We start from the raw sequence: 13,304 nt of genomic DNA on the forward strand, positions 1-13,304 counted from the left end.
TTCAGGCCTTCTGCGGAGCAGCCACCTGGATGACGGTGCGGGGTGCGCCCGCATCGCGCGTGGCGGGGATAAGGCGCCGCGCCGTGGCGAGGGCCTGGCCCACCACTTGGTCCATGTTCATGTACCGGTAGGTGCCCAGGCGGCCGAGGAAGGTCACCCCCTTCTCCGCATCCGCCAGCGCCTCGTAGCGCTTGTAGAGCGCCGCGTTTTCCGGGTTCGGGATCGGATAGTACGGATCGCCCTCGCTCATCGGGAACTCGCGGCACAGGCTGCTCATACGGTGGCTCTGGCCCGTGAGGTGCTTGAACTCCGTCGTGCGGGTGAAGGGCACGTCGGCGGAAGGCTGGTTCACCGTGCCGACCGGCAGCGCCCATTCCTGCCCCACCGTCTCGTGCTCGAAGCGGAGCGAGCGATAGGGCAGACGGCCATAGCGATGGTCGAAATACGCATCCACCGGCCCGGTGTAGACGAGATGGCCGAAATTGGCGCGCGGCACCTCGCGGAAATCCACGCCCGTCATGACCGTGATGTTGCGGTGGTCGAGCATGTTCTCGAACATCCGCGTGTAGCCGTGCAGCGGCATGCACTGGTGCTTGTCGGTGAAGTAGCGGTCATCCGCGCTGGTACGCGTCGGCACCCGCGCCGTCACCGACCGGTCGAGCTGCGACGGGTCAAGGCCCCACTGCTTGCGGGTGTAGCCCTCGAAGAACAGCTCGTAGAGGCGGCGGCCCACGGCGGAGATGACGAAATCCTTCGCCGTCTTCACCTCGCCCACCGGCTCGGCCAGGGACTTGAGGAAGGCTTCCGCGGCGGCGTCGTCCGGCAGATCCACCTCGAACAAGCGCGACAGCGTCGTGCGGTTGATCGGCATGGGGAGGAGCTGACCCTCCACCTCCGCCAGCACGCGGTGCTCGTAGGGGCGCCACTGGGTGAAGCGCGACAGGTAGGCCAGCACCTCGTCGCTGTTGGTGTGGAAGATGTGCGGCCCATACTTGTGGATCAGGATGCCCGCGGCGTCCTGGTGGTCATAGGCGTTGCCGGCGATGTGGTCGCGCCGGTCCACCACCAGGACGCGGTGGCCAGCGGAGGCGATGCGCTCGGCCATCACGGCGCCCGCGAAGCCCGCGCCCACCACAAGATAGTCCGCCGCCTTGGCGGAGACGACGCGCAGGGCTGGGGCCGCAGCGCCATGGCGCTGCGCCGCACGGTGCAGCAGCGCGGCCATCGCGGCGTGGATGCCGTCCCAGCTCATGGTGTCCAGCAGCTGGTCCACCTTCGACTGGTCGGGCAGCGCCTTCCAGGAAAGGGTGCGCTCGCAAGCGGCGATGAAGGCCTCGTGGCCTTTCACCACCTCGACGGCGCCGATCCCCTCGTAACGGGTCACGACATCGGCGACGGGGGTGGAGACGACCGGCTTGCCGCCGGCCAGGTACTCGGGCGCCTTGGTCGGACTGATGAAGCGCGTCGCCTCGTTCAGCGCGAAGGGCATCAGCGCCACGTCCCAGTTGGACAGGTAGGAAGGCAGCGTCTTGTAGTCGCGCCCGCCAAGCCAATGGATGTTCGCGCCGCGCGGCAGATCCTCGTCGCGCACCTTCACCACCGGGCCGATCATGACGACCTGCCAATCCGGCCGGGCCTCGGCCAGGGCACCGATCAGGTCGAGGTCCAGCCGCTCGTCGATCACGCCGAAATAGCCGAGGCGCGGCCGCATGATCTCGGCCTGATCAGCCGGATCGGGAAGGCCGGCCAGGGCCTGGGCGAAATGCGCGCGGTCCACGCCGGAAGGGAAGCAGTGGATGTTGGCGTGCAGGTGCTTCTTCGCCTCGTAGAGCGAGCGGCCGCCGGTGAAGACGACATCGGCCTCGGCGATCAGGCGTCGCTCCAGCTCCGGCAGGTCGGCGCGAGCGAAGCGGAAGGCCGACAGCTCGTCCATGACGTCATAGGCCAGCGCCCGCCAGGTGACATGCGCGCTCCAGGACCGCATGGCCGGGGTGTAGTACCACGCCGCCGCCTCGCCCTTTCCGGCGAGCAGCCCATCCAGCATGCGGCGCATCGTCTCGTCGCCCTCGCCCTGCGCAAGCACGGGAACGCAAACCCGGACGCCCGTGCGGGAACAGGTCTCGATGCGGATGGTGGATTCAGGACCAGGGACCGGCTCCTCGACGAAATACACGTCGCGGGCCCGCGCAAAACGCGACATGAGATGGTGCGGCCGCTGGAACACCGAGTTCCACCGAAGATGCGAGAAACAGAAGATCGGCGGCAATTCGTTGTTCTGCTTGGAGCCGGTCATCAAGTTGTCCCTCATGGAATGCGCAAGCGGGAACCCGCGGCACGTTCTCGCGTTCACACTGCCAAGGCAGGACTTGAGGGCGGCACGCCGGACTGTTCCCGACGTGATGTGAAACGACGTGTTCCCCTTTCGGTTGCATGCAATGCAACATGACATTTCAATAAAGTCACGCACATGCGAGCACTACTCGGTGCCGAAGCAGCGATCCCCCGCATCGCCCAAGCCAGGCACGATGTAGCCGCGCTCGTTCAACTTCTCATCCAGCGCTGCGGCAATCACTGGGACATCGGGATGCGCTGCGCACAGCGCATGCAGCCCTTCCGGCGCGGCGACCACGCAGGCGAAGCGGATCGTGGTGGCACCCGCCTGCTTCACCCGCGCCACCGCCTGCACGGCGCTGCCGCCCGTCGCCAGCATCGGGTCCAGCACCAGCGCGCCGCGCGCGGCGAGGTCGCGCGGCAGGCGCACCACGTATTCGCTCGCGACCAGCGTGTGCTCGTCCCGCACGAGGCCGAGATGGCCGACCGGCGCTTCCGGCAAGATACCGCGCGCCCCTTCCAGCAGGCCCAGCCCCGCGCGCAGCACGGCGACGAGGCAAGGCTCCGGCGCGGCCAGCATGCGGGCGCGGGTCGCGGTGACAGGAGTCTCCACCGCCTCCTCCCGCTCCGGCAGGTCGGCCATGGCCTCCATCGTCAGCATCGCGCCGATCTCGGCGAGAAGGCGGCGGAAGCCGGCGCTGTCCGTGCGGCGGTCGCGCAGCCGGGCCAGCTTGTGGCGCAGCAGCGCATTGTCGGGGATGCGAAGGCCGGTCATGGGCGCGTCACCGGTCGGTCAGCCGCACTTCGATGCGGCGGTTGCGGGCATAGGCTTCGGGCGTGTCGGCGGCGTCGAGGGGCTGGTTCTCGCCAAAGGCCGCGGCGGCGATGCGGTTGGCGGGCAGCCCTGCCTCGATCATCAGATTCGCTACCGCGATGGCGCGGGCAGCCGACAATTCCCAGTTTGAGGCGAAGCGGCCGCCACGGACCGGGTTGCGGTCGGCATGGCCGTCCACGCGCAGGATCCAGGGGACATCCGCCGGGATGCGCTGCGACAATTCGAGCAGCACCCGGGACAATTGCCGGATCTGCGCCACGCCCGCCGCGGACAAATCGGCCGAGGCGGGCGGGAAGAGCACCTCGCTCTGGAACACGAAGCGGTCGCCCACCACGCGCACCTCGGGCCGGTCGCCCAGCACCTCGCGCAGCCGGCCAAAGAACTCGGAACGGTAGCGCTGCAGTTCCTCGACGCGCTGGGCCAGGGCGGCGTTCAGCTGGGCGCGAAGGTTCACCACCTGCGCCTCGCTCTCGCGGTCGCGCGACTGGGCGGCGTCCAGCGCGTTGGCAAGGCGGTTCAGCTGCCCGCGCAGCTCGTCCAGCTGCCGGTTGAGCAGGGCGATCTCCGCCCGGGCGGATTCGGAAAGCCGCTGGGCCTCGGCCTCGCCGGCGCGGCGCTGCCGCTCCTCCTCGCCCGCGCGGGCGAGGGCGGCGCGGGCCTGGCGCTCCGCCTCGTCGCGCAGGGCGGTGAGGCGGGTGATCTCGCCCTGCAGGCGGGCGAGATCCGCGAGGCGCGCCTCGATCGTCGCGCGGTCGGCGCGGACGGTGCGGTTCAGCGCCGCCTCCGCCTCGCGCAAAGCCGCCACGTCGCGGCGCGCCTGCTCCAGCTGGGCCAGGGCCTCCGCCTGGAGGCGGCGAAGCGTGGCGAGGTCGGCGCGCGCGGTCTCCAGCGCGCCTTCCGAGTCACGGGCGCGGCGCTCCGTCTCGGCGAGGCGCGTCTCGGCCGCGGAGCGCGCGGCGCGTTCGGCCGTGATGGCCCGGGTCTGCTCGGCGATGCGCGCATCGGCCTGGGAGCGGGCGGCGCGTTCGTTGGCCAGGGCATCGCGCTCGGCGGCGAGTTCCCTGCCCTGCTCGTTCAGGCGCTGGACGGTGCGCGCCGCCTCGCCCGTCGCGGCCTCGGCGCGGCGCAGCGCCTCGGTCAGCTGCGCCTCGGCACCGGTGAGGCGCTGCGCGGTGCCGGCGCGGGCGGCATCCAGGTCGGCCAGGCGGGCAGCAAGGCGGTCACGCTCGGTCCGCAGCGATGCGGCTTCCGCCGCGCCCTGCTCGCGCGCCGCCGTCACGGCGCGAAGCTGGGCGGAGAGCGTGTCGCGCGCCCCGGTGGCGGCGCGAAGGTCGTCGGCGGCGCGGGACAGGAGGCCACGCAACTCCTCCGCCTGGGTGCGCTCCAGCGCCAGCATCTCCGCCAGTTCCGCCGCCTGCCGGTTCAGCCGTTCCAGCGCCTGGTCGCGCGTGGACAGGGCGGAGGACAGGAAGCCCTGGGCCAACACGAAGACCAGCAGGACGAAGATCGTGACCATGAGCAGCGTGGACAGCGCATCCACGTAGCCCGGCCAGGGCTCGATGCCCCCGCGCCTAGCCCTGGCCATGGGGGGGCGGTTCCGCCAGCGCGGTGATGGTGCGCGTCAGCAGCTTGATCTCCGAGCGCAGTTCCGCCGTGGATTGGGCACGGCCCTGGGTCACCTCCTCCAGGATGCGCGCGAGGTAGAGTTCGGCGTTGCGCAGATGGGCGCGGCTCGCCTCGTCCAGGCCGCCATGCTGATGGCTCTGAGCCATGCGTGCCAGGGCGGGCGCGAGGCTTTCCTGCACCTCGGCGACGCGCTGCATCAGGCTCTGGCCCGCGCGCATCTGGTCGGTGAGGACGGAAAGCCGCTCGGCCAGGGTGGCGAGGGCCTGGGCATTGGCGCCGCGCGACTCCTCGCCCCGCGCCATGACGCTTTGCAGCGCCTCCAGGTTCTCGGCGGTCTGTTCCAGCAGGGCCTGGAGATAGGCGGGTGCGGAGCCGCCCTCCCCTTCCCCGCCCAGCACGCCGGAGGCGAGGCGGGTCTGCCCGGCCAGCCAGTCCTCCAGCTCCGTGTAGAAGCGGTTCTGCGCCTGCCCGGCGGTGAGGTCGAGGAAGCCGAGCACCAGCGCGCCCGCGAGGCCGAGCATGGAGGAGGAGAAGGCCACGCCCATGCCGCGCAGGGGCTGGGCGAGGCCGGACTTGAGCTGGTTGAACAGCGCGTTCACGTCGCCCGAGCCGAGGCTCATCGCCCCGATCACGTCCGCCACGGCGCTGATGGTCAGCAGGAGGCCCCAGAAAGTGCCCAGCAGGCCGAGGAAGATCAGCAGCCCCGTGGCGTAGCGCGAGATCTCCCGCTGCTCGTCCAGGCGCGAGGCGATGCCGTCCAGCACCGAGCGCATGGAGGCGGCGGAAAGCGAAAGCCGGTCGGAGCGCCGCGCCGAGAGCATGGAGGCCATGGGCGCGAGGAGGCGCGGCGAGGGCTGGGCGCGCCCGCCCTCGCGCGGGGCGCGGAAGGCCTGGAGCCACGCCACCTCCTGCCGCAGCAGCAGCACCTGCCGGATGGTCCAGGCGATGCCGCAGAGCAGCACGAACACGATCACCCCGTTCAGGATGGGGTTGGTCGCGAAGGCGTCCAGGAGTTCCGCGTGCAGCAGGATGGCCACCACCGCCACCAGCGCGAGGAAGCCCAGCATGCGCCAGAGATAGAGGAGCGGTTGCGTCATCGCATCCACCTTAGCGGTCTGGGGAAGCAGGCGTCACGCCCGGGGGTAGGATGAGCACCCGATCCTCGCCAGAGCCGAGGGCGCGGATGTCCACGCGCCGTCCCTCCAGCCCGCCTTCCTCCAGGGTCATGCGAACCGCGCGCCCGCGCGCGAGGGACAGGCGGCGCGTGTCGGACAGCTCGCCCGAATCGGCGGCTTCGGCCGGCAGGGTGACGCGGCCCGTGCTCCGTTCGGCGAGGCGGGCGGCGATGCGCCGTACCGCTTCCGCCTGCTCCGGGTCGAGCGTCGCCGCGCCGGGGGCGAAGCCGATCCGCCAGCCGGCGGGCTCGATCTCGGTGATTCCGGGGGCGAGCGGGAATGGCGGGTCGTTCAGCGGCCGGGGCGGCGGGGGCGGCGGTTCGGGCTCCGGTTCCGGTTCGGGCTCGATGGGGGGCGGCGGGGGCGGCGCGATGGGTGCGGCCCGGGGGGGAGACCGGCGGCGGACGGGACGCGGCCGCTCCTGAGCCCCGGCGGGAAGCGGGGCCAGCAGGAGCAGCGCCAGCGCCCGCCGGCGCATCGTCAGGCGCTTTCGGGGCGGCGGGCGGCGACGGCAGCGATGCCCTCGCTCACCGCCTCGCGCAGCCGGGGATGGAAATGCGGGTTCGCCGCGACGACGTTGCCCTCCGAATAGGCGTCGCCGCCATCGGGCGAGGTGACGTAGCCCCCAGCCTCCCGCACCATGACGAGGCCGGCGGCCATGTCCCACTTGTTCAGGCCGAGTTCCCAGAACCCGTCATAGCGTCCGGCCGCCACCCAGGCGAGGTCGAGCGCCGCGGAGCCGAATCGCCGGATGCCCGAGACCTGCGGCATCAGCCGCGCCAGGGTCTGCACGAACTCGCCCTTGCGGGGGATGGAGGCGAAGGGGATGCCGGTGGCGAAGAGGGCCTGGGTCATGTCGCGCCGGCCGGACACGCGCAGGCGCCGGTCGTTCAGGAAGACGCCCATGCCCTTCTCGGCCCAGAACAGCTCGTCGGCGGCGGGGTTGTAGATGACGCCCGCCATCACCTCGGACTTGTCCTCGCCGACGCGCTTCTCGATGCCGACGGAGATGGCCCAGTGCGGGATGCCGTGCAGGAAGTTGGTGGTGCCGTCCAGCGGGTCCACCACCCAGCGCCACTCCCAGTCCTTGTCGCCGGAGACGCCGCTTTCCTCCATCAGGAACGCGAAGCCCGGGCGGGCGCGGGACAGGTCCTCGCGCAGGGAGCGCTCGGCGCGCATGTCCGCCTCGGAAACGAAGTCGCCGGGCGCCTTGGACTGGACCTGGAGCTGCTCCACCTCGCCGAAGTCGCGCAGCAGGCGGCGGCCCGCCTTGCGGACGGCCGAGACGACGACGTTGAGCGCGGGGGAAAGGCGGGGCGAGGCGCCGGACATGGGCAGCGTTCCTGAAGGTTCTGGGCAGGTTCGGCGCGGGCGGCCCGCCGCCGCCCGGCCGGGTTGGGCGTCAGCCCTTGGCGCGCTCGATGTAGGACGCGTCCTCGGTGCGGACCACGATCCTCTCGCCGGCCGTGATGAAGGGCGGCACCATGGTCTTCACGCCGTTCACGAGGATGGCCGGCTTGTAGGAGGAGGAGGCGGTCTGCCCCTTCACCACCGGGTCGGCCTCGGCGATCTCGAGCGTCACCGTCTCGGGCAGGTCCATGGAAACGGGGTCGCCCTCGATCAGCCGCACGTTCACCGTCATGTTCTCCTGCAGGAAGGGCAGGCGGTCGCCGAGGATGGCGCCGGGAACCTGCGTCTGCTCGTAGGTCTCGGGATCCATGAGGACGAGGTTGTCGCCGTCGGCGTAGGAGTAGGTGAACTCCTTGTCCTCGGTCGTCAGGCGCTCGACCGTGTCGGCGGTGCGCCAGCGCTGATCCTTCTTGGCGCCCGTCTTGATGTTGCGCATCTCCACCTGGATCACTGCGGCGCCCTTGCCGGGGATCATGATGTTCTGCTTCAGGATGGTGTAGCGCTGGCCTTCGAACTCGATGACCATGCCGGCACGCATCTGGTTGGCCTGCATCTTCGCCATGGGCGGCCGCCTTCGTCGCTGGTGAGGTTGATTGGGTGGCGGGGCATTACACGCGGGGGCGCGTTTGGGCAACCCGGACCCCCTTGCGGCGGCGCGCCGGGGCGTCTAGGGAAGCGCCGGAGCGCTGTTGTAGCTCAGTGGTAGAGCACTCCCTTGGTAAGGGAGAGGTCGAGAGTTCAATCCTCTCCAACAGCACCATCCCCTTTGCCCAGCTTAGCGTAGTCTGCCCTCGGCGAGCCGTCGGGTCTGTCCCCTCACATGACCAACGGGAAGCGGATGGTGATGCTGGTGCCGCGCTCCGGCGTCTCGAACTCGACCTCGCCCCCAAGCTGCCTGACCAGCTGGCCAAGGAGTTCGAGCCCCTGCCCGCCCCCCTCGGAATAGCGGGCCTTGCCCGGCACCGCCGACATGCCGCGGCCCTCGTCGGCGACGCTCAGCGCGGCCTCGGCGCGCGCCTCGTCGGCCACGAGGGTGACGCGCACGGCGCCGCCTTCCTGCCCGTCCGGATAGGCATACTTGGCCGCATTGGTGACAAGCTCGTTCGTGGCCAGTCCGACGGCGACGGCCTTGTCGAAGGGCAGCACGCATTCGTCCAGCACGGATTCGATGACGACCTTGCCTTCGAGGCTCAGTTCCAGGCTGCCCAGCAGGGCGCGCAGGTAGCCGGCAAGGTCGGTTCCCGTGCCATCGCCACGTCCACCGGCCTCCACCACGGAAAGGCGGTCCTGCGCCAGCGCGATCGCGGTGACGCGCTGCATCAGGCGCTCGAGCCGCGCCGCGCCGCGCGCGTCCTGCTCCGCGTTGGCCGCCCTGCGCTCGCGGGCCAGCATGGCCACCACCAGGGAAAGGTTGTTCTTGCTGCGGTGCTGCAGTTCGCGCAGCAGCACCACGCCCCGCTCGGTCCGCACGGCGGCCTCCGAGGCCGCGATCTCGCCCCGTTCGACCGCCTCCCGGCGCTGCAAGGCCCCTGCGATCAGCGCCGCCATCGCTTCCAGGAACTCGATGTCCGATTCGTCGAAATGCCCCGGCTCGTCACTGTCGGCCTCCAGCACGCCCCAGTTTACGCCGTCGAAGGTGACCGGGACGTTCAGCAGGCACACGATGCCGTGCTCGACCATCACGGGGTGGTCGCGGAACTCCGAATGGCCGCGGATGTCGTCGATTAGCACTGCCTGCCCCGTCTGGAGCGCCCGGCCCGAGGGCGAGGCCGGGTCGGAGCCGAAACGCGCCTTGCCCACGACGCCGGGCTGCCACCCGACGCCCGCTTCGACGAGAAGGTCGCCCTGGTCGACGCGGTAGCGCATCACCTTGGTGTGGCGAACGCCTGTTGCGCGGGCGATCTGCGCCACGGCGCGCTGCAGCAGCGGCCGCACCTCCAGGTCTTCCAGGGCGATCCGCCCGAAATCCCGCAGGATGCGCTGGTGCATGCGCAGGCGCCGCGCGCCGGGGCTGGATGGCTCGGGCTTGCCGCCCGGTGAAGCTTCCTTGGCCATGCCGGCTCAAACACACGAGGCCCGGGCGGGTTCGCCCGGGCGGCGTCGCGCCTCAATAGCGCTGGGTGACCCGCGGCGTGGCACGCGCGTCGAAGCGGGTCCAGCCTGGCACCTCGGCGGCCAAGTTCACCTCGCGCCATTTCGGGTGGCGGGGCGGGCGTAGGAATTCGTCGAAGCGCGACTGCAACGCCTCCACGAAGCGCGCGACCTTGCGGTGCCGCTCCGTGCCCGGCTGCCAGGCATAGACGGCCATCACTGCCCCCACCGCGATGGTTTCCGCCTCCGCCCCCTCCTGTACCAGCGTCGGATAGGCGGCATGGGTCAGGGTGGAGGGGAGGTAGGTTTCCATCAGCGCCGGCGTGGCGGGGATGGGCAGGAAGCGCAGGCCGGAATCGGCGGGAACCCCGGCGAAGATGCGCGCCGGGCTGCCGGCCACGAACATCATCGCTGCGATCTCCCCGGCCAGGAGCTTGGTCAGCGCCACGTCCTGCGTGTCGTGGGCGAGGCGCGGCTGGACGCGCAGCGCCTCGAAGACGAGCGAGGCGGTCATCGCCGTGCCCGATCCCGTCCCGTCCACGTTCACGACCTGTCCGGAAAGCTGCTCCATCGAGGTGATGCCTGCCCGCGCGAGGACGTGGATCTCCTCGTCGTAGAGCTTCGTGATGTACTGGATCAGGTGGTCCACACCCGGCAGCAGCCGGTTCCGCCGCGCGAAGGCCAGCGCGTCGGACTGCACGATGCCGATGTCGATGCCGCGCAGCAGCATGATGTCGTGGATGTTCTGGATCGAGCCCTTGCCGATGACAGGCACGATCCGCAGGTCGTCGCCGTCCAGCACCGCCGCGAGGTCGGCCGCGATGCGGACATAGGTGCCGTCCACCCCGCCGGAGATGACGCCCACCGTCCCGGCATTGGCGCGCGCCGTCAGCGCGTTGATGTTCATGCTGCCGCCGGTCGGCCAGGGGCCCCCCGGCCCCCGGCTGGTGCCCTGCGCCAGGGCGGGCGCGGCAAGGGACGCGAAGACACCCCCCAGCAGGAAGCGGCGCGTGGCAGGGGTGGCGGGCTTCATCTCGTCTGGCTCTCCAATTCGCGGATCCGTGGCGCGGCCTCCGTCGCGCCCAGCTCGGCCGCGTGGCGGTACCAGCGCAGCGCCTGCGAGGCGTCCGGCTGCAGGCCGCGCGCGCCGCGCGCCTCGAGGAAGCGCTGGTCGTGCGTTTCGGCCAGCAGCAGGGCGGCCGGGGCGTTTCCGGCCTGGGCGGCGCGCTGCAGGAAGCGGCGCGCGCCGGAGATGTCGCCCTGCTCCAGCAATCCCTGGCCGCGACGCAGCATCAGCGCAACGACCTCCGGTGCGACGGTGGCGGCCTGCGCGGGGCGCGCAGCCTGCTCCCTTGGCGCGGGCGCCACGGGAGGGGCGGCGGCCGCGGCTGGAGCGGGCGTCGTGGCTGGCGCGGGCGTAGCGGGCGGTGCCGCCGTCACGGCCGGCGCAGGCATCGCGGCAGGGGCGGGGCTCGCCGCCGATTCTGGTGCCATCGCCGGTCGGGGAGCCGCGGCTGGCGCTGCCACCGGCGCGGGGGCCACCGCAGGCGCGGGGGTCGCAGCCGGCGCGGCAGTCAGGGCCGGCGCCATGGGCGCGGGGACAGGTGGCGGCGGGACCTCGGCTACCGCCGGCTCCCGCGGGATGGGTTCGGCCGCCGGAGAGGCAGGATCCGCCGGCCGGACGGCCAGAGCGGGTTCTTCCGGCAGCCTCTCCATGGGGCGCGCGGGCTGCGCCGCCTCGCGGGGGGCTTCGGCGGCCGGAGGGGTGGCCGGAGAATCGGCCAGGGCCGGCTCCTCGGGAATATGCTCCACGGGCCGCGCGACGGCCTGGGCAGGCGGTGCCGGCTGCGGGGTGGGCTGGGGCACCTCTGCGAGGGCCGGTTCCTCCGGCAGTGGCTCCATCGGCGGAGTTGGCGCTGCAGCGGCAGCCGGTGCGGCGGGAAGCGGAGGCACCTCGGCCAGCGCCGGCTCCTCGGGAATGGGTTCGGCTGGGATGGCCACGGTCGGGGCCGGCTCGGTCCTGGCCGGTGGCTCGAGCGTTCCCGCACGGGCAGGTTCCTCTGCCGCTGGCTCCGCCGGAGCGGGCAGCTTCGCCTTTGCCTCGGGGCGCACCCCTTCCTCCGGCGCGGGCCGCTTCACCGCCTGCACGGGCAGGGACGCCTCGGGCGCGGGCGGCGCGGACTCGGCCACCGAGACGGGCGCAATTTCAGGGACCGGGCCAGGCCGGGCGTCGCTGCTCGTCGCTTCCGAGATGGCGGCGAAGACCGAAGGCGACGGGCGCGGCGCGGATGTGTCTGGGGTCGCGGCCGCCTCCTCCGGACCCGCGCCCGGGGTGGGGCGCCGCAGCACCGTGTCGGTCAGGGCGGTCCAGCCCGCGGCCAGGAGGGCGGCCCCCTGCTGCTGGCCTTCCGGCAGGAGCGGCGTGCCACGCGTGGCTGCGTAAAGCCCGCCGCCACCCGCGACGAGGAGCACCGCGACGATCGGAAAGGCCAGGCGGTGGGAGCGCGCAGGAGGCGGCGACGCGGCCGGCGGCTGCGCTGCCGGTTCCGTCGCTTCGGTCGGGGATGTTTCCGGAGAGGCAGCGACCAGGATGGGCCGCGCATCCTCGACCCGGGCGATCTCCACACGTGGGGCCGCGCCGGGACGGGGCGCAGGCGCAAGCCCGGCGGGATGGACCAGCCGCCCGATCTCCTCCTCCCAGGGCAGGTCGGCCGGGATGGTGAGCGGCGGCTCCAGCGACATCGCCTGCTCGATCAGCGGCGCGAGCTGATAGGCGTCCATCTCGCCGAACAGGCGATGCGCGATGGGAAGGCAGCCGGGATAGGCCTCCGTGAAGCCGGTCTCGTCCAGGCGGTGGCGGAGGCGCTGGACCGCGTCCTCCGTCCAGCGCGGCGCCATCTCCAGCAACACCACGCCCCTGCCCGGCACAACCGCGACCAAATCCACCCCCGCAGGCCCCCGCCGGGTCCCGCGCACGAGCAGGAACCCGGCCGAGGTCCATTGCGCGGGGGGAACTGCGTGACCCGACCTCGCAGGTTTGGGGCTTGGCGATCCTTGTTCGTGCAAGCCTTGCATTCCCGGTCCTCAACCGGAGCGGTTATAGCAACGGATGCCATTCCATCGCTAGTCATATGATGACAGAAGCGACACCCGGACGCCCGATCGTCGCCGCCGCGCCTCAATACATCTGCTTGTCCGGCCGCGCCGCCCATGCCTCGAAGCCCTGCCAACCCTCCGCGGCCAGGATGCGGCGCATGGGCAGGCGACGCTGCTCCAGCGGGCGCGACACCTCCTCGTAGATGGCGGCGTCGTCGAAACCGATCCGCGCGGCCTCGGCGCGGCTGTTGCTGAAGACGATCTCCTTCACCCGCGCCCACCACGCGGCGCTGAGGCACATCGGGCACGGCTCGCAGCTCGTGTAGAGCGTCGCGCCGCTGAGGTCGTGCGTGCCTTCGCGCCGGCATGCGTCGCGAATCGCCACGATCTCGGCATGCAGGGTCGGATCGCGCCCCGGCACGACGTGATTCGCGCCCTCGCCCAGCACGGCACCTCCGCGCGCCACCACCGCGCCGAAAGGTCCGCCCGCGCTGCCAACCGCAAGCGCCAGGGCGCGTCGCATCATGTCCTCGTCCATGCGGAGCAGGCTGGCCCAGCCGCGCGGGGGAAGCCAGCCCTCATCCACGGCCTCCATGACCGGAGTGACGGTACGGTCACGATGCCGTGGGAAGGCGAACCGCCGTCTCCCCGCGCCCGTTCCCGCCGCACTCCAAGCGGGCAGAACTCGCGTGGTGGCCGCTCACGCCTGACGCCGGACCGGGTCGGGTCTGGTCCGGCGC

11 protein-coding genes and 1 tRNA gene are annotated in these 13,304 nt (G+C 71.7%); 1 reads left to right on the forward strand and 11 read right to left on the reverse strand.

The annotated features are described in order from the left end of the window. Position 1 precedes the first annotated feature (1 nt). The 7 genes from glf to efp all read right to left on the reverse strand — a co-directional run bounded on the left by glf (position 2) and on the right by efp (position 7,939). Positions 2–2,293 (reverse strand): UDP-galactopyranose mutase, encoded by a 2,292-nt coding sequence (glf, locus tag OF850_RS11965; RefSeq protein ID WP_301590366.1) that lies wholly within the window; start codon positions 2,291–2,293, stop codon positions 2–4. Between the two features lie 183 nt (positions 2,294–2,476). Further along, positions 2,477–3,106, reverse strand: a complete 630-nt coding sequence (gene upp / locus OF850_RS11970) for a uracil phosphoribosyltransferase (RefSeq protein WP_301590367.1) — start codon at positions 3,104–3,106, stop codon at positions 2,477–2,479. A 7-nt stretch (positions 3,107–3,113) separates the two neighbouring features. Then, complete coding sequence (locus OF850_RS11975) at positions 3,114–4,751, reverse strand: peptidoglycan -binding protein (protein ID WP_301590368.1); 1,638 nt, start codon at positions 4,749–4,751, stop codon at positions 3,114–3,116. Next, complete coding sequence (locus OF850_RS11980) at positions 4,738–5,889, reverse strand: flagellar motor protein MotA (protein ID WP_301590369.1); 1,152 nt, start codon at positions 5,887–5,889, stop codon at positions 4,738–4,740. The genes OF850_RS11975 and OF850_RS11980 overlap by 14 nt, the downstream gene beginning before the upstream one ends. Positions 5,890–5,899: 10 nt before the next feature. Beyond that, complete coding sequence (locus OF850_RS11985) at positions 5,900–6,445, reverse strand: OmpA family protein (protein WP_301590370.1); 546 nt, start codon at positions 6,443–6,445, stop codon at positions 5,900–5,902. Between the two features lie 2 nt (positions 6,446–6,447). After that, entirely contained in the window at positions 6,448–7,299 is an 852-nt protein-coding gene (locus tag OF850_RS11990; protein ID WP_301590371.1) for an inositol monophosphatase family protein, read from the reverse strand. Between the two features lie 70 nt (positions 7,300–7,369). Then, a complete protein-coding gene (gene efp / locus OF850_RS11995; protein ID WP_301590372.1) occupies positions 7,370–7,939 on the reverse strand; it encodes an elongation factor P in 570 nt (189 codons plus the stop codon). Positions 7,940–8,062: 123 nt separating this feature from the next. Here efp and OF850_RS12000 point away from each other — a divergent pair. Then, a tRNA-Thr gene (locus tag OF850_RS12000) sits at positions 8,063–8,137 on the forward strand. Positions 8,138–8,193: 56 nt separating this feature from the next. Here OF850_RS12000 and OF850_RS12005 read toward each other — a convergent pair. From OF850_RS12005 to OF850_RS12020, 4 genes are all read right to left on the reverse strand, one after another. After that, positions 8,194–9,432, reverse strand: coding sequence for a sensor histidine kinase (locus tag OF850_RS12005; RefSeq protein WP_301590373.1), 1,239 nt, complete (start codon positions 9,430–9,432; stop codon positions 8,194–8,196). 52 nt (positions 9,433–9,484) lie between these two features. Next, positions 9,485–10,501: a TAXI family TRAP transporter solute-binding subunit gene (locus OF850_RS12010; protein WP_301590375.1), complete on the reverse strand. Its 1,017-nt coding sequence runs from the start codon at positions 10,499–10,501 to the stop codon at positions 9,485–9,487. Beyond that, the gene (locus OF850_RS12015) at positions 10,498–12,414 is read right to left on the reverse strand and encodes a hypothetical protein (RefSeq protein WP_301590376.1); all 1,917 of its coding nucleotides are present in this window, start codon (positions 12,412–12,414) and stop codon (positions 10,498–10,500) included. Before OF850_RS12015 ends, OF850_RS12010 begins: the two co-directional genes overlap by 4 nt. Before the next feature lie 232 nt (positions 12,415–12,646). Further along, positions 12,647–13,150 (reverse strand): nucleoside deaminase, encoded by a 504-nt coding sequence (locus OF850_RS12020; protein ID WP_301590377.1) that lies wholly within the window; start codon positions 13,148–13,150, stop codon positions 12,647–12,649. Positions 13,151–13,304: the final 154 nt, after the last annotated feature.

The organism is Sabulicella glaciei (assembly GCF_026183895.1).
GTDB lineage: Bacteria > Pseudomonadota > Alphaproteobacteria > Acetobacterales > Acetobacteraceae > Roseococcus > Roseococcus glaciei.

Coding starts and splice junctions, on each gene's coding strand:
- OF850_RS11980 (WP_301590369.1), bottom strand. CDS start 5,889: ATGACGCAACCGCTCCTCTATCTCTGGCGCATGCTGGGCTTCCTCGCG.
- OF850_RS12005 (WP_301590373.1), bottom strand. CDS start 9,432: ATGGCCAAGGAAGCTTCACCGGGCGGCAAGCCCGAGCCATCCAGCCCC.
- glf (WP_301590366.1), bottom strand. CDS start 2,293: ATGACCGGCTCCAAGCAGAACAACGAATTGCCGCCGATCTTCTGTTTC.
- upp (WP_301590367.1), bottom strand. CDS start 3,106: ATGACCGGCCTTCGCATCCCCGACAATGCGCTGCTGCGCCACAAGCTG.
- OF850_RS12010 (WP_301590375.1), bottom strand. CDS start 10,501: ATGAAGCCCGCCACCCCTGCCACGCGCCGCTTCCTGCTGGGGGGTGTC.
- OF850_RS11985 (WP_301590370.1), bottom strand. CDS start 6,445: ATGCGCCGGCGGGCGCTGGCGCTGCTCCTGCTGGCCCCGCTTCCCGCC.
- OF850_RS11975 (WP_301590368.1), bottom strand. CDS start 4,751: ATGGCCAGGGCTAGGCGCGGGGGCATCGAGCCCTGGCCGGGCTACGTG.
- efp (WP_301590372.1), bottom strand. CDS start 7,939: ATGGCGAAGATGCAGGCCAACCAGATGCGTGCCGGCATGGTCATCGAG.
- OF850_RS11990 (WP_301590371.1), bottom strand. CDS start 7,299: ATGTCCGGCGCCTCGCCCCGCCTTTCCCCCGCGCTCAACGTCGTCGTC.